This window comes from Actinomadura physcomitrii (genome assembly GCF_008923205.2).
GTDB classification, from domain to species: Bacteria; Actinomycetota; Actinomycetes; order Streptosporangiales; family Streptosporangiaceae; genus Spirillospora; species Spirillospora physcomitrii.
This window is the reverse complement of sequence record NZ_WBMS02000059.1, coordinates 17,488-34,782: the sequence shown is the minus strand read 5'-3', so window position 1 is coordinate 34,782 and position 17,295 is coordinate 17,488. Positions and strand designations below refer to the sequence as shown.

17 protein-coding genes are annotated in these 17,295 nt (G+C 73.4%); 12 read left to right on the top strand and 5 right to left on the bottom strand.

The features are described 5' to 3' along the window. Positions 1-106: 106 nt before the first annotated feature. Positions 107-1,300 (top strand): MarP family serine protease, encoded by a 1,194-nt coding sequence (locus F8568_RS42435; RefSeq protein ID WP_328601287.1) that lies wholly within the window; start codon positions 107-109, stop codon positions 1,298-1,300. Between the two features lie 19 nt (positions 1,301-1,319). Here F8568_RS42435 and F8568_RS42430 read toward each other — a convergent pair whose 3' ends face one another. From F8568_RS42430 to acs, 5 genes are all read right to left on the bottom strand, one after another. Continuing rightward, complete coding sequence (locus F8568_RS42430) at positions 1,320-1,682, bottom strand: DUF309 domain-containing protein (protein ID WP_236010027.1); 363 nt, start codon at positions 1,680-1,682, stop codon at positions 1,320-1,322. A gap of 137 nt (positions 1,683-1,819) precedes the next feature. Continuing rightward, the gene (locus F8568_RS42425; protein WP_151599825.1) at positions 1,820-2,743 is read right to left on the bottom strand and encodes an alpha/beta fold hydrolase; all 924 of its coding nucleotides are present in this window, start codon (positions 2,741-2,743) and stop codon (positions 1,820-1,822) included. An 8-nt stretch (positions 2,744-2,751) separates the two neighbouring features. Then, entirely contained in the window at positions 2,752-3,183 is a 432-nt protein-coding gene (locus F8568_RS42420; RefSeq protein WP_151599824.1) for a phage holin family protein, read from the bottom strand. Positions 3,184-3,211: 28 nt separating this feature from the next. Then, on the bottom strand, positions 3,212-4,456 hold the full coding sequence (nhaA, locus tag F8568_RS42415) for a Na+/H+ antiporter NhaA (RefSeq protein WP_151599823.1): 1,245 nt from the start codon (positions 4,454-4,456) through the stop codon (positions 3,212-3,214). Between the two features lie 349 nt (positions 4,457-4,805). Next, the gene (gene acs, locus F8568_RS42410) at positions 4,806-6,773 is read right to left on the bottom strand and encodes an acetate--CoA ligase (protein ID WP_151599822.1); all 1,968 of its coding nucleotides are present in this window, start codon (positions 6,771-6,773) and stop codon (positions 4,806-4,808) included. Between the two features lie 246 nt (positions 6,774-7,019). Between acs and F8568_RS42405 the strand changes: the two genes are divergently transcribed. The 11 genes from F8568_RS42405 to F8568_RS42355 all read left to right on the top strand — a co-directional run bounded on the left by F8568_RS42405 (position 7,020) and on the right by F8568_RS42355 (position 17,194). Further along, a complete protein-coding gene (locus tag F8568_RS42405) occupies positions 7,020-7,811 on the top strand; it encodes a Fic family protein (RefSeq protein WP_151599821.1) in 792 nt (263 codons plus the stop codon). A 76-nt stretch (positions 7,812-7,887) separates the two neighbouring features. Then, positions 7,888-8,508 carry a pentapeptide repeat-containing protein gene (locus tag F8568_RS42400; RefSeq protein WP_151599820.1) on the top strand — a complete coding sequence of 207 codons (621 nt, stop codon included), beginning with the start codon at positions 7,888-7,890 and terminating at the stop codon, positions 8,506-8,508. Positions 8,509-9,385: 877 nt separating this feature from the next. Then, positions 9,386-10,462, top strand: coding sequence for a septum site-determining protein Ssd (gene ssd / locus F8568_RS42395; protein WP_151599819.1), 1,077 nt, complete (start codon positions 9,386-9,388; stop codon positions 10,460-10,462). A 46-nt stretch (positions 10,463-10,508) separates the two neighbouring features. Next, positions 10,509-11,660 carry a TadA family conjugal transfer-associated ATPase gene (locus F8568_RS42390; protein ID WP_151599818.1) on the top strand — a complete coding sequence of 384 codons (1,152 nt, stop codon included), beginning with the start codon at positions 10,509-10,511 and terminating at the stop codon, positions 11,658-11,660. Beyond that, positions 11,657-12,373, top strand: a complete 717-nt coding sequence (locus tag F8568_RS42385; RefSeq protein ID WP_151599817.1) for a type II secretion system F family protein — start codon at positions 11,657-11,659, stop codon at positions 12,371-12,373. Before F8568_RS42390 ends, F8568_RS42385 begins: the two co-directional genes overlap by 4 nt. 75 nt (positions 12,374-12,448) lie before the next feature. Beyond that, positions 12,449-13,273, top strand: a complete 825-nt coding sequence (locus F8568_RS42380; protein ID WP_151599816.1) for a type II secretion system F family protein — start codon at positions 12,449-12,451, stop codon at positions 13,271-13,273. A gap of 558 nt (positions 13,274-13,831) precedes the next feature. Beyond that, complete coding sequence (locus F8568_RS42375) at positions 13,832-14,194, top strand: hypothetical protein (RefSeq protein WP_151599815.1); 363 nt, start codon at positions 13,832-13,834, stop codon at positions 14,192-14,194. Positions 14,195-14,694: 500 nt separating this feature from the next. After that, positions 14,695-14,889 (top strand): DUF4244 domain-containing protein, encoded by a 195-nt coding sequence (locus tag F8568_RS42370; protein WP_151599814.1) that lies wholly within the window; start codon positions 14,695-14,697, stop codon positions 14,887-14,889. Between the two features lie 23 nt (positions 14,890-14,912). Then, complete coding sequence (locus F8568_RS42365; RefSeq protein WP_151599813.1) at positions 14,913-15,251, top strand: TadE family type IV pilus minor pilin; 339 nt, start codon at positions 14,913-14,915, stop codon at positions 15,249-15,251. A 5-nt stretch (positions 15,252-15,256) separates the two neighbouring features. Continuing rightward, complete coding sequence (locus tag F8568_RS51330) at positions 15,257-15,730, top strand: Rv3654c family TadE-like protein (protein WP_151599812.1); 474 nt, start codon at positions 15,257-15,259, stop codon at positions 15,728-15,730. Between the two features lie 177 nt (positions 15,731-15,907). Then, entirely contained in the window at positions 15,908-17,194 is a 1,287-nt protein-coding gene (locus F8568_RS42355; RefSeq protein ID WP_151599811.1) for a hypothetical protein, read from the top strand. Positions 17,195-17,295 lie beyond the last annotated feature (101 nt).

The window sequence follows — 17,295 nt, the reverse complement described above, 5'->3', positions numbered from 1 at the left end:
CATGAGCGGGGCCGCCGCCGCGTCGCCCTGCACGGTCATCCGCCGCAGCCCAAACTGGTCCGGTGAGGGGACGTGCACCGGGCCCCAGTCCCTATACGGTGAAGCGGTGCACGACCACGTTCTCGATCTCATCCTGCTCGTGCTCGTCGTGCTGTTCGGAGTCTCGGGGTACCGGCAGGGCTTCATCGTCAGCCTGCTGAGCTTCGTCGGCTTCGTCGGCGGCGGCGTGATCGGGGTGCTCATCGCGCCGCCGATCGCCGAGGCCACGGTGAACGGGGCCGCGCAGCAGGCGCTGCTGGCCATCGTGGTCGCGTTCCTGGCCGCCACGCTCGGGCAGCTGATCGCCTCGTCGGTCGGCGCGGTGCTGCGCAACCGGGTGACCGGGCTGAACGCCCGCACCGCCGACGCGGTCGGCGGCACCTTCGTCAGCGCGCTGTCGCTGCTGGTCGTCGCCTGGTTCTTCGGGAACCTGGTGGCGAACTCGGAGTTCAAGCCGGTGCGCACGCAGGTCAAGGGCTCGACGATCATCAAGGGCATCAACGGCGTGATGCCCGCGCAGGCGCAGACCTGGTTCACCTCGTTCCAGGGGTTCGTGAAGAGCAGCGAGTTCCCGCAGGTCTTCAACGGGCTCGGCGGCGAGTCGGTGGTGCAGGTGCCGCCGCCGGACGAGTCGGTGCTGAACACCGCGGGCCTGCGCGAGGCCAAGAACAGCATCGTCAAGGTCGTCAGCACCGCGCCGCAGTGCCAGCGCCGCATCGAGGGCACCGGGTTCGTGTTCGCGCCGCAGCACATCATGACGAACGCGCACGTCGTCGCGGGCGCCCAGGGGCCGTCGATCGTGGAGAGCCGCACCGGGAACCGGACCCGCGGCCGCGTCGTCCTGTACGACCCGAAGCGCGACATCGCGGTGCTGTACGTGCCGGGCCTGGACGCGCAGCCGCTGAAGTTCGCCGGGGAGGCGCGGGTCCGCGACAGCGCGATCATCGCCGGGTTCCCGAAGAACCAGCCGTTCACGCCGGGCGCCGCCCGGATCCGCGCCCGGCAGACGGCGCGCGGCCCGGACATCTACCACGCCGGGCAGGTCAGCCGCGAGATCTACGCGATCCGCGGGAAGGTGGAGCCGGGCAACTCCGGCGGGCCGCTGCTGTCCACCGAGGGCAAGGTCTACGGCGTGATCTTCGCGGCGGCGCTGGACACCCCGTCGACCGGGTACGCGCTGACGGCCGCGGAGGTCGCGCCGGACGCCGAGCAGGGCGTGTCCCTCACCAAGCCGGTCGGCACGCAGAGCTGCTCCGACTAAGCACAGCGGGGCGGCGCCGTCAGGGCGCTGTGAGGCGGAGCTTCACCGGGGCGTCCTGGGGGTGTTCGGCCAGCGCGCGCGCCTGCCGGACGATGCCGTCCACGTCGATGCGGTGCGGAGGGGCCTCGGTGTCGCCGTACGGTTCGATGCGGTCGGCGGCGCGGCTCAGCAGCGCCTGCGCGCCGCGCGCGTTCCCGCGCCGCAGGTGGGTGATCCCCACGGCGACCTGGGCGAGGCCCCGCCACAGCTCCCGTTCCGGCTCCGGAGCGGCCTTCCAGGCGGCTTCGAGGACCTCGTGCGCGTGGAAGGGCCGGTCCTCGTCCAGGAGGCGCTGCGCCTCCACCAGGGCCTCCGCGGGCGGCATGTCCAGATCATCCGGCATGGTGGGCACCCCGGCGGCGCCGTGCGGCAGGGGACGGCCATACGCGTCGCGCGGCCGTGCGTTGCGTGGGCGTCCGGACTCGTCACGATCCCGCATGCCTCAACCGTACGCGGGTCCCGTCTCAGGAGCGGCCCGCGTCAGCTGTCGGGCTCCGGGTCGGCGAGCCACCCGAGGAGCTGCGCGTCGAACGCGCGCGGACGCTCCTGGTGGGGGAAATGCCCCGTCCCTTCGATGAGCTTCCACCGGTACGGCGCCGCCACATAGCGCCCCGAGCCCTGGGCACTGGCGGGAAGCGTGCACGTGTCGAGGTCACCGTGCAGCTGGAGCGTGGGCGCCTGGATGGGAGTGCGCATACGGTGCGCGTAGCGGATGCCGTCCGGACGGGCCTGCGACCTGATCAGCCAGCGGTGGTACTCCAGCGCGCAGTGCGCCGTCCCCGGGATCTGCACCGCCTTCCGCGCGAAACGCTCCGTCCGCTCGTCCGGCCACCCCGGACCGGACCAGTCCCGCAGGAGCCGCCCTGCCAGTTCCCCGTCGTCGCGGACGAGCCGCCGCTCCGGCCACATCGGCACCTGGAAACCGAACGTGTGCCGCGTCGCCCACCCCTGCCCGCGCGGATCGCCCAGCACCGACTGCCGCAGCCGCAGCGGATGCGGCGCCCCCACCACGGCCAGCCGCTGGACGATCTTCGGGTGGTAGACCGCCGTCGTCCACGCCAGCAGCCCGCCCCAGTCGTGCCCGCACACGACCGCGTTCGCCTCGCCGAGCGCGCGCACCAGCCCCGCGGCGTCCCCGGCCAGCGTGATCAGGTCGTATCCGCGCGGCGGCTTGTCGCTGCCGCCGTACCCGCGCAGGTCCACCGCGACCGCCCGGTACCCGGCGTCCGCCAGCGACACCAGCTGGTGGTGCCACGACCACCAGAACTGCGGGAAGCCGTGCAGCAGCAGGACCAGCGGCCCCTCCCCGGCCTCGGCGACGTGGAACCGCGTCCCGCCGGCGCTGACGGCCCGGTGCGTCCACGGTCCGTCGACCTCGACCAGGGATGTGTCGTGCCCGGACATGGCGGGCGTCAGTCCGTCAGGGCGGGGGTGTCCGAGTCGCCGCGGTGCCGCAGCGCCGCGAAGTCGTCCTTCAGCGTCTTCCGCGTCCGCTTCGCCCCGTCGATCTTGCGGATGCGCAGGTAGCCGAAGCCGATCAGGCCGGCCGCGAGCACCAGGTAGATGCCGGACACGACCAGGAACGCGGCCCAGTGGTAGAGCCCGGCGGCGACGAGCCCGTACGCCAGCGCGATCGACAGCAGGATGACGATCAGCCCGCCGATCAGCGCCGCGATGGTGAACATCACGCTGCCGTAGGCGGCTTTCTTCGCATCCGCCTTCAGCTCCAGCTTGGCCAGGTCGATCTCCGCCCTGACCAGCGCGGAGACGTTGCTGGACGCCAGCGCGACGAGCTCGCCGAGGGACTTGTCCTCAACGCTCTCGCCGGGCAGTGCCTCGGACATGGCGCTCCTCTCCATTCCAGGTCGGCCGTCACTCCGCCGGGCGCGGGCGCGCCCTCCTCCGGAAGACGACGGCGGCGGCCGCCGAGGCGATGATGCTCGCGATCAGGACCGCAGTCGTCACTCTCTCGAATCGGGACGGGTCGGTATAGGCCAAACCGCCGATCAGCAGGGAAACGGTGAAACCCACCCCGGCGAGCATCGCGACTCCCGCGATCTCCCGCCAGCGCAGGTCCTCCCCGAGCGTCGCCAGACCGGCCCGCACGGCCGTCCAGGCGCCGCCGAGGACCCCCACGAACTTACCGATCACCAGGCCGGAGATCACACCGAGGGCCACCCGATCACCCAGAACGGCGCCGAGCGCGGACCCGCTGAGCGCCACGCCCGCCGATAGGAACGCGAACACCGGCACGCAGAAACCCGCCGACAGCGGCCGCAGGACATGGTCGGCCCGCTCGGCGTTCGTGGGTCGGCCATCGGGCCTCTCCCTGACGCCGGTCAGCATCCCCAGGGCGACACCCGCCACGGTCGCGTGGATGCCGCTGCGCTGTACGCAGTACCAGGCGAGCACCGCGATCGGCAGGTACAGCCACGGCGACCTTATGCGCCTGCGCTGTAGAAGCCCGTAAGTTGCTATGAGGACGACGCCCGCGCCGAGCCACGCCCAGTGCAGCGTCTCCGTGTAGAACAGCGCGATGATGGTGATGGCGATCAGGTCGTCCACCACGGCGAGCGTCAGCAGGAACGCCCGCAGCGGCGCCGGGCACGACGAGAACGTCACCGCGAGCACGGCCAGCGCGAACGCGATGTCCGTCGCCGTCGGAACCGCCCAGCCGCGCAGCGCCCCGGGCTCCCCCGCGCTCACCGCGACGAAGATCAGCGCGGGCATGACCACGCCGGCCGCCGCCGCGATCACCGGCAGCGCCGCGTCGCGCGGGTCGCGCAGCTCCCCGTGCGTCAGCTCCTCGCGCAGTTCGAGGCCCGCGACGAAGAAGAACACCGCGAGCAGCCCGCCGGACGCCCAGTGCTGCACGTCCATGTGCTCCAGCCCCAGCCAGTGCGGGCTCAGCTCGTGGCTCTGCAGGCTTTTGTAGGCGTCCGCCCACGGGGTGTTCGCCCAGACCAGCGCCGCCACCGTGGCGAGCAGCATGACGATCCCGCCGACCGTCTCGGTGCGCAGCGCCGCGGCCACCTGCCCGCCGTACCGGACCGTCGGACGGAACGGCCACACGTGAGCGATGCGACGCTTCTCGGGCGTCGTGGACGGGCGTGGCATGAGGTACTCCCTGGGAAGGCGGCGGTCCGGACGCGGGAACCCCGCCCGCGCACCGACGCGAGAGGGGACGTCCATCGCCGACCAGACTTCCCGGCACACCTGATCACCAGGCTACCCGCCCGCCCGGCGCACCCGGCTCCACGACGAGCGACGGCCTGCGCCGGAGCGCCCCTGCACGCTCCACGAACAGCGACGGCCCGTGGTGGAGCGCCCTTGCACGCTCCACCACCGGCCGCCTCCAGACGTCCGGCAGTCCCGGTGTGGGAGGACGACCCCCCACACCCCCCGGCAAAAGCCGACTGACCGTCGCCCTACGCTCCGCTGGCGCTCCGCTACGGGCGCCGGTCAGTCAGTCCTCGGACTTGGCGCTCGGCAGCTTCTCCGAGATCAGGTCCATCACCGTGCTGTCGGCGAGCGTCGTCACGTCGCCGATGCTGCGGTTCTCCGCGACGTCCCGCAGCAGCCGCCGCATGATCTTGCCGGACCGCGTCTTCGGCAGCTCGGGCACCATCATGATCTGGCGGGGCTTGGCGATCGGGCCGAGCGTCTTCGCGACGTGGTCGCGCAGCTCCTTGAGGAACTCCTCGCCCTCGACCTCCTCGCCGGCGCTGCCGCGCGGGATCACGAACGCCACGATGGCCTGGGTGGTCGTCGGGTCGGTCGCGCCGACCACCGCCGCCTCGGCGACCTTCGGGTGCGACACCAGCGCCGACTCCACCTCCGTCGTGGAGATGTTGTGCCCGGACACCAGCATCACGTCGTCGACGCGGCCGAGCAGCCAGAAGTCGCCGTCCTCGTCCTTCTTCGCGCCGTCGCCGGCGAAGTACTTGCCCTCGAAGCGCGACCAGTACGTCTTGACGTACCGCTCGTCGTCGCCCCAGATCGTCCGCAGCATGCCCGGCCACGGCTCGGTGAGGGTCAGGAACCCGCCGCCGCCGTTCGGCACCGGCTCGCCCTGGTCGTCCACCACCTCCGCGGACACGCCCGGCAGCGGCCGCATCGCGGCGCCCGGCTTGGCGGCCGTCACGCCCGGCAGCGGGCTGACCATGATGCCGCCGGTCTCGGTCTGCCACCACGTGTCGACCACCGGCGTGCGGTCCCCGCCGATGTGCTTGCGGTACCAGACGTACGCCTCGGGGTTGATGGGCTCGCCCACCGACCCCAGTACGCGCAGCGACGACAGGTCGTACTGCGCCGGGATGTCGTCGCCCCACTTCATGCAGGTGCGGATCGCCGTCGGGGCGGTGTAGAAGATGGACACCTTGTACTTCTGGATGATGTCCCACCAGCGGCCCTTGTCGGGCGTGTCCGGCGTGCCCTCGTAGATGACGCTCGTGGCGCCGTTGGCGAGCGGCCCGTACACGATGTAGGAGTGGCCGGTCACCCAGCCGATGTCGGCCGAGCACCAGAAGACGTCCGTCTCCGGCTTCAGGTCGAACACCGCGCTGTGCGTGTAGGCGACGTGCGTCAGGTATCCGCCCGTGGTGTGCAGGATGCCCTTCGGCTTACCCGTCGTGCCCGAGGTGTACAGGATGTACAGCGGGTGCTCGGCGTCCATGGGCTCGGCGGTGTGCTGGTCGCTCTGCCGCTCCACCAGGTCGTGCCACCAGACATCCCGCTCGTTCCCCGCGACGTCCTCGCCGGTGCGGCGGACCACCAGCACGTGCTCGATCGTCGGGGTCTGCGCGACCGCCTCGTCCACCGTCGGCTTCAGCGCGGACGGCTTGCCGCGCCGGTACCCGCCGTCGGCGGTGATGACGAGCTTGGCCTGCGCGTCGTCGATGCGGGTGCGCAGCGCCTCGGAGGAGAAGCCGCCGAACACCACCGAGTGGGTGGCGCCGATGCGCGCGCACGCGAGCATCGAGATCGGCAGCTCCGGGATCATCGGCAGGTAGATCGCGACCCGGTCGCCCTTGCGGACGCCCAGCTCCAGCAGGGCGTTCGCGGCCTTGTTCACCTCGCGCTGCAGGTCGGCGTAGGTGATCGTGCGGGTGTCCCCGGGCTCGCCCTCCCAGTGGTAGGCGATCTTCGCGCCGAGGCCGGCCTCGACGTGCCGGTCGACGCAGTTGTAGGCGGCGTTCAGCTCACCGCCCACGAACCACTTGGCGAACGGCGGGTTGCTCCAGTCGAGCGTCTCGTCCCAGTGCTTGGACCAGGTCAGGCGCTCGGCCTGCTTCGCCCAGTAGCCCAGGCGGTCCGCGGCGGCCTCGTCGTACGCCTCGGCCTTGACGTTCGCCGCTGCGGCGAGCTCGGCGGGCGGGGGGAAGCTCCGCGTCTCCTGCAGAAGGTTCGACAGTGTCTCTTGGCTCTGGCTCAACGCGTACTCCTTGCTAGCTGAACGGGGGTCGCCCGGTATCCCCACTCCACCAGGAAGGCCCCGCCCCCACAAGGCCGCATTCCCGAGTGTCGAGGAAGAGCACGACCGGCGCTCACGGCTCCGGATGATGGCTGTGATGCCCGACACACAGTGCCTTCCCAGTGCTGCGCCTCGGGAACCGCCTCCGTTCTACGCGCGCGCAGGGGGGTTGCGCGAACGATACCGGCGACCGCATAGGGTCGGGCCGTGACCGATGCCCTTGCCCAGATAGCGAACCTGCCCGGCGTCGCGGACGCCGTCGCCGACGCGCGCTCCGCCGTGGACCGGCTGCTCGGCCACCGCATCCTGCGGCGCCGCAGCGCCGAGGTGTCCACGGAGTCGGCGCTGCGCGGCGCGCGCGCGTCCGCCGTGCTGGAAGGCGCCTCGGTCACCCTCGAGGACCTGCGCACCACCGAGAACCCCACGGACCCGGTCGTCCAGGGGGCGCTGCGGGTGTCCGCGGAGCTCGGCACCCTGACCGAGACGTGGCGGCAGGCGCCCCGCCAGGTCCTCGCGCGGCTGCACGTGCTGGCCGCGGCGGACGCCGTCGACAGCGCCGACCTCGGGCGTCCCCGTCCCGGCGACCGGCCGGTGAAGGACGTCCTCGGGCTGGGCGACCCGCCTTCGCCCGCGGAGGTGGCGGCACGCCTGGACGCCCTCAGCGGGCTCCTCACCCAGCCCACCAAGGCCCCGGCGCTCGTGGTCGCCGCCATCGTGCACGGCGAACTGCTGACGCTGCGGCCATTCGGCTGGGGCGACGGCATCATCGCGCGCGCCGCGCAGCGGATCACGCTCGTCGCCCGCGGCCTCGACCCGAAATCCTTGGTCGCCCCAGAGGTCGGCCATGCGGAACTGGCCGACGACTATGCCGAAGCACTCCGCGCCTATGCGTCGGGGACGTCCGAGGGCGTCGCGCAGTGGCTCGCGCACTGCTCGGCCGCGGTGGCCGCGGCGGCCCGCGACTCGCAGGCCATCTGCGAAGCCTTCATGCGCGGCTGATCGCGCCGCCCTGGCTATCCGCCGCCGGCCCGCGGTGCGGCGCCGTTTCGTCGGTGGGGCGGTCCATGCTGTCCGCATGGCCGAACGGAAGGACGGGCGCCCGGCGGCGCCCACCGAGACCACCATCGCGTCCGCCGACTGGGACTCGCGCGACCTGACCGGTGAGCGGCACGAACGCGTCCTGTTCGTGGACGTCGACATGACGGAGGCGGGCGGCACCGGCGCGGTGTTCACCGAGTGCACCTTCCGCGGCGTCCGGTTCAACGCGTCCACGCACACCGACGCGGCGTTCCTGAACTGCACGTTCGTCCGCTGCGGCTTCTTCGACGCGACGTTCGCCGGCTGCAAGGTCGTCGGCGGGGTGTTCGACGGCTGCACCCACGACCTGATGAAGGTCGCCGGCGGGGACTGGTCGTTCACCGGGCTGCCCGGCGCCGACCTGCGGCGCGCGTCGTTCACCGGCGTCCGGCTCCGCGAGGCCGACCTCACCGGCGCGCGCTGCGCCGGCGCCACGCTGCGCGACCTGGACCTGTCGGGCGCCTCGCTGCACCGGGCCGACCTGTCCCGCTGCGACCTGCGCGGCAGCGACATCTCGTCGGTCGACCCGCACACCGTCGAGTTGAAGGGAGCGGTGATCGACCCCTACCAGGCGGTCGTGCTGGCGACGGCTCTGGGCCTGGACGTGCGCGGCGACTGACGTCCTAGGCGTGGGCGGGGCGTTAGCACAGCGGACGGCGCCCGCTAAGGAGCGCCGCCGCCGATCACGTCACACCGGGTTACCAAGCGTGCACCTCACTATCGCCGGATCGGGTCAAGCCCGTCGCGGCGCGCCTCCCGCGGCTGGTCGCGCGTGGGTGCCCGGCTGCCGTGCCCGGACACGTGGTCCGTAGACCCTGTCTACGCCTCATTTGCCCAGTTGACAAGCCCCTATTCGGAATTCCGGACGGCCCGTGGCGGCCGTCCAGCGCGGAGCCCGCGCCGACTTCTTCGTCCGATAAGGGGCGAAACATGCAATTTCGGACTCTCCGCAACCGCCGCTTCCGGACGCCGAACGATCACGCACCGTGATCGTTTCTTTTTTGGCCGCCGATCGGGGGCACGGCCGGAAAGATCTTTGGTTCTCCTGTACGCTCCGACTTCCGTCCCGTTGCACTCCGTATGGGCGGGGACGGCCGCCGCGGCGCCCGCTCCGCCGCCCAGCACGGGGATCCGGAGGGAAACGGCATCGACAGATGAGGATAAACAACGCCCTACGGGCGACTTTGCGGCTCGACCGAACGTGCGGCGGCCCGGCGGCATATGTTGTATCTGCTTAGACTGGAGGCAACGAGTTTGCCTCTCCTATAGACCGGCCTTGCTAACGGCTCAGCCGATCTCCCCGAGACTTTCTTGGGAAAGCGGACCGGCTCTACCCCCCCGGAGCCGGACCGTTCGGCGGCCCCCGCTCTCCCCCCCGGCGGGGGTCGCCCAAACATGCGGCGGGCGCGGAGAGTTATCCACAATTCACCGAACGCTTTCGCCCGCCTCGCGCGGCGCCGCACGCTGGAGTCCTCCGAACGCACGGGAGAGGACCCATGAACATCGCGGCACTGATCATCACCGCCGAGCCCGCCACCGCCGACGCCCTGCTCCGCCTCGCCGCGGCCGCCGACGCGCACGCCGAGGTCGCCGCCGGCCCCGGCGAGGCCCGCGCCGCCTGGGCCTGGCCCGCCCTCGTCCTGGTCGGCGCCGACGCCGCCGCGGACGTCGCCGCGGCCGGCCTGCCCCGCCGCGGCGGGGTCGTCCTGGTCGCCGGTGCGGCCACGCCCGAGGCCTACCAGGCCGCCGTCCGGATCGGCGCCCAGGACGTGGCCGTCCTGCCCGACCACGAGCAGTGGCTGATCGACGCGTTCGCCGCCGCGAGCGAACCCGACGCCGGCCGCGCCACCACCCTCTGCGTCATCGGCTCCCGCGGCGGCGTGGGCGCCAGCGTCCTGTCCGCCGCCCTCGGCCTCGCCGCCGCCGGCAGCGGCCTGCGCACCCTCCTCGTCGACGCCGACCCCCTCGGCGGCGGCGTCGACCTCATGCTCGGCCTCGAAGGCCACGAAGGCGCCCGCTGGCCCGACCTCGCCGAGCGGCACGGCCGGCTGAACGCCGCCACCCTCCGCGACACCCTCCCGTCCTCCGGCGACCTGTCCGTGCTGTCCTGGCGGCGCGGCGAGTCCGTCCCGATCGCCGACGCGGCCGTGGTCTCCCTGCTCGACGCCGCCGCGCGCGGCTACGACCTGGTGATCGCCGACGTGCCCCGCTTCCCCGGAGACCTCGGCCGCGCCGCGCTGCGCGCCGCCGACGTCACGTTCCTGCTCGTCCCGGCCGAGGTCCGCGCCACCGTCGCCGCCGACGGCCTCGCCGCCGCGCTGCGCCGCGACACCGCCGACCTTCGCCTGGTCGTGCAGGGCCCCTCCCCGGGCGGCCTGACCCCCGGCGCCGTCACGCAGGCCCTCGGCCTGCCCGTCGCCGGTGTCTACGAGCGCGACCGCCGCCTGCCCGCCGCGATCGAGGAGGGCGGCCTCGCCCGCGCCTGCCGCCGCGGCCCCCTCCCCGACTTCTGCGCCCGGCTCCTCGCCGACCTGGCCCTCCAGCCCTACGCCTACCGCGAGGAGGCCGCGTGAGAGCGCCGTGCCGTCCCGCCGCACCGGTCCCGCGTTCGGAGGCGGCATGACCAGCCTCTCGTCCGCCGTCCGCGACAGGCTCGCCGGCGCCGGCGGCGAGGCCACCGCCGGACGCGTCGCCGCGGCGCTGCGCGCCGAGGACAGGCTCCTCGGCGACCGCGAGGTCCTCGCCCTCACCGACGAACTGCGCGCCGAGTTCGTCGGCGCGGGCCCGCTCGAACCGCTGCTGCGGTCGCCCGAGGTCACCGACGTCCTGGTGAACGGTCCCGGCGAGGTGTGGATCGACGCCGGCTCGGGGCTCGTCCGCACCGGCGTCCGGTTCCCGGACGAGGCCGCCGTGCGCCGGCTGGCGCAGCGCCTCACCGCCGCCGCGGGCCGCCGCCTCGACGACGCGTCCCCGTACGCCGACGCGCGGCTGCCGGGCGGCGTCCGGCTGCACGCCGTCCTCCCGCCGGTCGCCGCGACCGGCACCTGCCTCTCCCTCCGCCTCCCCCGGCGGCGCGCCTTCACCCTCGGCGAACTCGTCGCGGCCGGCACCGTCCCGGCCGAAGGCGCCGACCTGCTGTCCGCGCTGATCGAGTCCCGCACCGCCTTCCTCATCACCGGCGGAACCGGAACCGGCAAGACCACCCTCCTCAGCAGCTGCCTCTCGCTGGTCGATCCGGGGGAGCGGCTGGTGCTCGTCGAAGACTCGGCCGAGCTGCGTCCGACGCATCCCCACGTCGTCCGCCTCGAAGCCCGGCCGCCCAACGTGGAGGGCGCCGGCGGCGTCACGCTGAACGACCTCGTCCGCCAAGCCCTCCGCATGCGCCCCGACCGCCTGGTGGTGGGCGAGGTGAGAGGCCCGGAGGTGGCGGATCTGCTCCAGGCGCTGAACACCGGCCACGAGGGCGGCTGCGGCACCCTGCACGCCAACGCCGCCGCCGACGTCCCGGCCCGCCTGGAGGCGCTGGCCTGCGCCGCCGGCCTGTCCCGCGAAGCGGTCCACAGCCAGCTCGCCGCCGCGCTCGACATCGTCGTCCACCTGGTCCGCGAACCGGGCGGCGGCCGCCGCCGCGTCGCCGAGGTCTGCCTGCTGCGCCGCGCCGCCGACGGCCTGGTCGGCGCGGTGCCCGCCGTCACGTTCACCGCCGCCGGGCAGACGATCGCCGCCGCGGGCGCCGACGCCCTCGCGGCCCGGCTGGGGTGGACGCCGTGACCGACACGACCGGGCTCGCCGCCCTCTGCTGCGCCGCGTCCGCCTGGCTGCTGCTCGGGCCGCCTCCCGCGGGCGTGCGCCTGTCCCGCATCGTCGCCCCCGCCCCTGCCCCCGGCGGGCCGTTCCCCGCCCTCCGGGCCCGCATCGAGGTGGTCAGGGAGCGCAGGGGACGTCCCGGCCGCCGCCGCACCGCGATCATCGAGCTCTGCGACGGGATGGCCGCCGAGCTGGCCGCCGGCCGTACTCCGGAGGAGGCGTTCACCCTCTCTGCCGCCGTCCTCGACCCGCACGTGGCCGCGGAGCTCCTCGCCCCCGGGCGCCCGCCCCCGTCGATCCCCGACCACCTGGCCGAGCTGGCGCGCGAGCCCGGCGCCGAAGGCCTCCGCCTCCTCGCCGCCTGCTGGCGCATCGGCACCGAACGCGGCGGCACCCTCGCCACCGTCCTGGACGGCCTGGCCGCCGCGCTCCGCGACGAGGAGGCGCAACGCCAGGACGTCTCGGTCCAGCTCGCCGGCCCCCGCGCGACGGCCCGCCTCCTCGCCGCCCTGCCGCTCCTGGGCGTCGGCATGGCCGCGGCCCTGGGAGCCCACCCCCTCACCTTCCTCTGCGGCTCGCTCCCCGGCCTCGCCTGCCTGCTCACAGGCGTCGCCTTCAACGCGACCGGCCTCTACTGGACCCGCCACCTGGCCAGGACCGCCGAGTCCCTCACCTGACCCCACCCGACCGCCACGAGACGCCGGCCGCTCCTGAGGCCGATCTGGAGAGAACCGCTGAGAGACGGAGGAACGATGGTGACGCTGATGGTGATGATCTGCGCGGCCGCGTCGGGGTTTCTCCTACCGAAGGGCACGAACGCGGCCGGACGCAGGCTCGGCGGCCAGTTCGACAAGGCGGCGCCGGGAGGAGACCGGCCAGAACCGCGGACGCGCGACCCCGGCGCCTCGGCCTCTGGTCGGACACGTGACGCGAAAGGTTATGACGGCAAGGGAAGCTCCGAGATCGGGCGACGCGAGGCGACCTTGCGGAGGGCCGCGCCGGTGGTGGCCGGTGTCCTGTGCTGGGTGGCCTTGGGCGGGCTGATGGGCGCGGTGCTCGGCGTCGTCGTCGCCGTGGCCGTCCGGTACTCGTTCGGCCGGCTGGGAAGCGCCGACCGCCGCCGACGGCAAGCTCGCCTCATCGCGGACCTCCCGGTCGCCGTCGACCTCCTCGCGGCATGCCTGCGCGGCGGTGCCCCATGGCACGACGCGGTCGAGGCCGTCGCGGACGCGGTCGGCGGGCCCCTCGGTGAGGAGTTGCGCGGTGTGGCCGTCCAGATCCGTCTCGGCGCCGACCCCGTGGAGGCATGGCTCGCGCTCACCGACGAGCCGATCCTGGCGCCGCTGGCCCGCACGGCGGTCCGTGCCGTCTCCAGCGGCGCGGCCCTCGCGCCTTCCCTGGGACGCCTCGCCCGGGACCAGCGACGCGTCGCGCGCTCGGCGGCGGCCGCACGGGCCCGTGCGGCGGGCGTCCGGGCGCTCGCTCCGCTGGGTCTGTGCTTCCTGCCCGCGTTCGTCCTGCTCGGAGTGGTGCCGACCATCGCCGGGATCGCCTCGACCATCCTCCTGCCGTGGTGATCCCACCGAGTCTGCAAAGGATCGGCGCCTGGGCGGGGCGGTCTTCGACAGATCGGGTGCCGCCCCCGGCCCTCCGGTCCGCCCGGCCGCACCGCCGAAACCGGTCCCGCCGAGGCCCACCGTCCCGCCGCGTCCGACGGTCCCGCCCGCGGCGACGGCCGCCCCGTTCACGTGGAGGATTGCCATGTGCGGGCCACTTTTCGCGCTGGTCACTCGCTGAGAGAGCGGTGTACGGCCTTGTTGGCGCGATTCGGTGGGCCGGCGCTCTAGGAGCCGGTGCGTCCATCGGTGAGGGCGAACTGCACGGTTCCGCTTCGGTCGGTGGCGCTGCGTGGGTGCCGGGCGGCGATGTCGAACGTGCGGACGGCCGGTTCGGTACTCGTCCGGCTTGGCGTCCGGCGGCGCGTAGGCGGATCTGACCCAGCACTTTGGGCGCAGCCGTGAGACGGTCCGCTCGGCACTGCCGCGATCGGGATCTGTAGAGCGCACGGGTTCAGATCCGCTGGTCCAGCGGCGACCGGGAGTGGTCCCGCGCCCGCGGGCTTACCGTGTCGCACCATGGCCCTTCGCGGTAAGCCGATCCCACCGCTCAGTGTGATCATTGTGGCGGTCCTCTTCGCGATACCGGCCGTGCTTTTCACCGTGTTCGCCGTCGCGATGATGGTCTTCGTGATCACCGGGGATGCCCCGGATGTTGGTGGGCGGTCGGCCGCAGCGGGACTGCTGGGCGCGGTGCTCTATTGGTCGGTGGCACTAGGGCTTTGGCAGGGGAACCGTGGCGCCCGCATCCTGGCGATCGTCATGACGTTCTTGACGGGCGTTCTCGCGGGTCCGCTGCTGATCTGGGTTTTGTTCGGTCCGGCCCCCGAAGCGTGGTTTCAGCGGCGGGAGATGCCCTCCAAGACCAGCGAGACGGATTAGGGGCATCCGCCGGTGCAGCGTGTCGAGCAGTCCGGCGGCCTTGCCCTGCGCGGTGGGCTGAGCCTGGGCGGCGTGGAAGCGCGGCCGCCGGCCGCGGAACTTCGCGCGGCTCGCCGATGGAGCGCGCCTGGGTGCGCTGGGTGCACGTGACGGCGTAAGGGCGTCACGGCGTCGGAGGGCCGAGCCGAGTGGGCAGGGCCCCGCCCGGTCTCGTGCCCGCAGCAGCCCGTTCGGGGCCCTTTCAAGCCCGACGCGCGCGGGCGTTCACGCTGCCTCGCGGACTATGAAGCGCTGACCTGCGGAAACTCCGACGACGGGCCACCTGCGGGGCAAGAGGGCGCGGGCGGAGGCTCATGACCGCGTGTTCCCCGGTCGCAGCCATGGCCGCGACACCCTGGACGTTATCCACAGAACGTCGTTCGCCTGGTGGGCGGGTCCGCCGCACCCGAGCCTGGAATCGGACGCGCTCGGGCGTCCGCCGGGAGAACAAGGAGGCCCCCATGCGGGCGAAACAGATGGTGGTGCGGAGATGGCGACGCCTTTCCGGAGACCGCGGGATGTCCACCGCCGAGTACGCCGTCGGCACCATCGCCGCCGCGGCGTTCGCGACCCTGCTCTTCAAGATCGTCCAGAGTCCGGAGGTGCGCACCATGCTCGCCGGGATCATCAAGAAGGCGCTGCAGATGGCCGGGTAGGGCGCGGGGCCCGCGACCGGGGCATGGTGACGGCCGAGATCGCGCTGGCGCTGCCCAGCCTGGTGCTGGTCACCGCCATCGCGCTCTGGGGCGTGGCGGTCGCGTCGGCGCAGCTCACCTGCACTGACGCCGCCCGGACCGGCGCGCGGGCGGCGGCGCGCGGCGAGTCCCTCACGGCGGTGCGGGAGCTGGTGGTCAAGGCCGTCCCGCCCCGCGCCATGGTGACGATCCACCGCGACGCCGCCACCGTCGAGGTCGATGTCACCGCCCCGGTCGCGCCACCGGCCGCCACCGGCCTGCCGCCACTGACCGTCCACGCCCACGTGGCCGCCGCAACGGAGCCGGCCACGGGGGATGGGTGAGGGGAATGGTCGTCGTTCGAGTCGAGAGGGGGTGGCCGGTGGAGGGGGGATGGCGGCGTTGGTGTCGGAGGGCGGTGGAGAGGGGGCGGGGTGATCGGGGGGCCGGGACGATCTGGGTGGTGGCGTTCATGGCCGTCATCTGGGTCGGGGGCGTGGCGGCCGTCGAGGTCGGCGGGGTCCGGGCGGCGCGGCACCGGGGGGACGCGGCGGCGGACCTCGCCGCGCTGGCCGGTGCGGCCCGGGTGGCGGACGGGGCGGCGGACGCGTGCGGGAGGGCGCGGGAGATCGCGAAGCGGTCCGGGGCGTTGATGGCGCGGTGCCGGGTCCGCGGGGAGGTCGTCGAGGTCGCGGTGACGGTGGCGGTCAGAGTGCCGCTCGGGGGCGGTGCGGTCCGTATCCGGTCGAGGGCCCGGGCTGGTCCCGTGGGGCGAGGCGGCGTAACCTGGCCCGGCGCGACTCGTTGCACTGAGTGTCAATAGGGAGGTGCGTGAGGTGGAGCCGGTTACCGCTACCTCTTTGTCACCATCCCGTGATTTTTCCTACCGTCCAGTACGTTACGCTGCCCTGAGCCCATAGTCATCACTCGGCACAGTGCGCCCCGCGAGCGTCGTCCTCGGCGGGTGGACATGCAGGACGCTGTCGAAGGGATTGAGGCCGTGACCATCATTCGCAGGATCGGTGCAGTCGCGCTCGCGGCTCCCCTTGCGATGAGCATCCCGGTCCTCGGGGCGTTGCCCGCGGACGCGGCGACGACCGCGGTGATCAGCCCGGCGAACGGCGCGGTCATCACCAGCGGGACGAGCATCACCGTGAAGGCGCACTACGACTTCGCGCTGAAGATGCAGCTGCGCGTCGACGGCCCCGGGATCGGCGACACGTTCCTCAAGGAGAGCAGCTGGGCGGGCGACCTGTCGGCGCCGCTCGAGCTGCGCCGCAACGGCAAGTACAAGGCCTACCTCAAGGGCTCGATCACCGGGCAGACGTACGACTCCAACACCTTCACCGTGCGGATCGCGCCCGCCGCGCCGACCGGCGTCTCCGCGAGCGTGTCCGGGAGCAGGCTCGTGGTGAAGTGGAACCGCGGCTATGAGGACGACCTGCTCGGCTACTCGCTGTCGGGTTCCGGGGTGAGGTCGAAGTCCGGGTCGCTGGCCTCGCTCTGCTCCGGCACGAGCTGCTCCGCGAGCCTGTCGATGACGCGGTCGAGCGGCGCGGTGTCGGTCGCCGTGAAGGCCAGGCGGTCCACCGGGACGGGCGGTTCGCTGTACTCGTCCGCCGCGACGGCCAGCGCCGTGGCGGGCGGCGGCACCGGGGGCCTTGCGACCGGTGCCGTGCCGTCGCTGCCGAGCGGGACCACCGGGCCGAGCACGGCCACCCCGCTGACGCCGTTCAACAACGAGTCGCCGGTCACGCTGCCGTCCGTCCAGCCCGACGGCGCGACGCCCGGCCTCACCTACCCGGCGCCGCAGATCGCGACGGACGCGCCGAAGGCGGTGAACGTCGCGGCCACCGACCGGCTGCAGTGGGGCAAGAGCGTCGGGATCGCGCTGATCCTGCTGATCGTCGCCGCCCACCTCGGGACGTGGACGCGGCGGCTGCGCGTCCACCAGGCCGGCGCGAACAGCCTGGGGACGGCCGCGCGCATCGCGCGCGGCGGGACCGGGCGCAAGCGCGTCAAGAGCGCGCGCGAGCGGATCGCCCGCGCCGAGGCCATCGCCAAGACGGGATCGGTGAAGACGGCCGCCAAGGGCGCCCGAGCCGGCGACACGATGGTCCTCGCGGCGCCCAAGACGGCGTCCAAAGCGAAGCCGAAGAGCAGGCCCGGACGCCGCCCGGCCACCATGGGCAAGACCGGCGGCGTCGACGTCCAGATCGCCAAGCCGGCCAACGGGAGGCCCGCGGGCAAGCGCCGTTCCTCCGGCCGCGGCCACCGCCGCAAGTAGCCGGCGCCGTTCGCCCGCATCGGTCCGGGCAGCGGCCGTCCGTCCGCTGCCGCGGGGCGCGCGCGGTCTTGGACGGGGGCGGCGAACGGTCTAGGCTGCCT

What these genes read in the sequence shown, in the direction of transcription:
- F8568_RS42430 (WP_236010027.1), bottom strand. Translation starts at nt 1,682, where the DNA reads ATGCCGGATGATCTGGACATGCCGCCCGCGGAGGCCCTGGTGGAGGCG.
- F8568_RS42425 (WP_151599825.1), bottom strand. Translation starts at nt 2,743, where the DNA reads ATGTCCGGGCACGACACATCCCTGGTCGAGGTCGACGGACCGTGGACG.
- F8568_RS42420 (WP_151599824.1), bottom strand. Translation starts at nt 3,183, where the DNA reads ATGTCCGAGGCACTGCCCGGCGAGAGCGTTGAGGACAAGTCCCTCGGC.
- nhaA (WP_151599823.1), bottom strand. Translation starts at nt 4,456, where the DNA reads ATGCCACGCCCGTCCACGACGCCCGAGAAGCGTCGCATCGCTCACGTG.
- F8568_RS42400 (WP_151599820.1), top strand. Translation starts at nt 7,888, where the DNA reads ATGGCCGAACGGAAGGACGGGCGCCCGGCGGCGCCCACCGAGACCACC.
- ssd (WP_151599819.1), top strand. Translation starts at nt 9,386, where the DNA reads ATGAACATCGCGGCACTGATCATCACCGCCGAGCCCGCCACCGCCGAC.
- F8568_RS42390 (WP_151599818.1), top strand. Translation starts at nt 10,509, where the DNA reads ATGACCAGCCTCTCGTCCGCCGTCCGCGACAGGCTCGCCGGCGCCGGC.
- F8568_RS42380 (WP_151599816.1), top strand. Translation starts at nt 12,449, where the DNA reads ATGGTGACGCTGATGGTGATGATCTGCGCGGCCGCGTCGGGGTTTCTC.
- F8568_RS42375 (WP_151599815.1), top strand. Translation starts at nt 13,832, where the DNA reads ATGGCCCTTCGCGGTAAGCCGATCCCACCGCTCAGTGTGATCATTGTG.
- F8568_RS42370 (WP_151599814.1), top strand. Translation starts at nt 14,695, where the DNA reads ATGCGGGCGAAACAGATGGTGGTGCGGAGATGGCGACGCCTTTCCGGA.
- F8568_RS42365 (WP_151599813.1), top strand. Translation starts at nt 14,913, where the DNA reads ATGGTGACGGCCGAGATCGCGCTGGCGCTGCCCAGCCTGGTGCTGGTC.
- F8568_RS51330 (WP_151599812.1), top strand. Translation starts at nt 15,257, where the DNA reads ATGGTCGTCGTTCGAGTCGAGAGGGGGTGGCCGGTGGAGGGGGGATGG.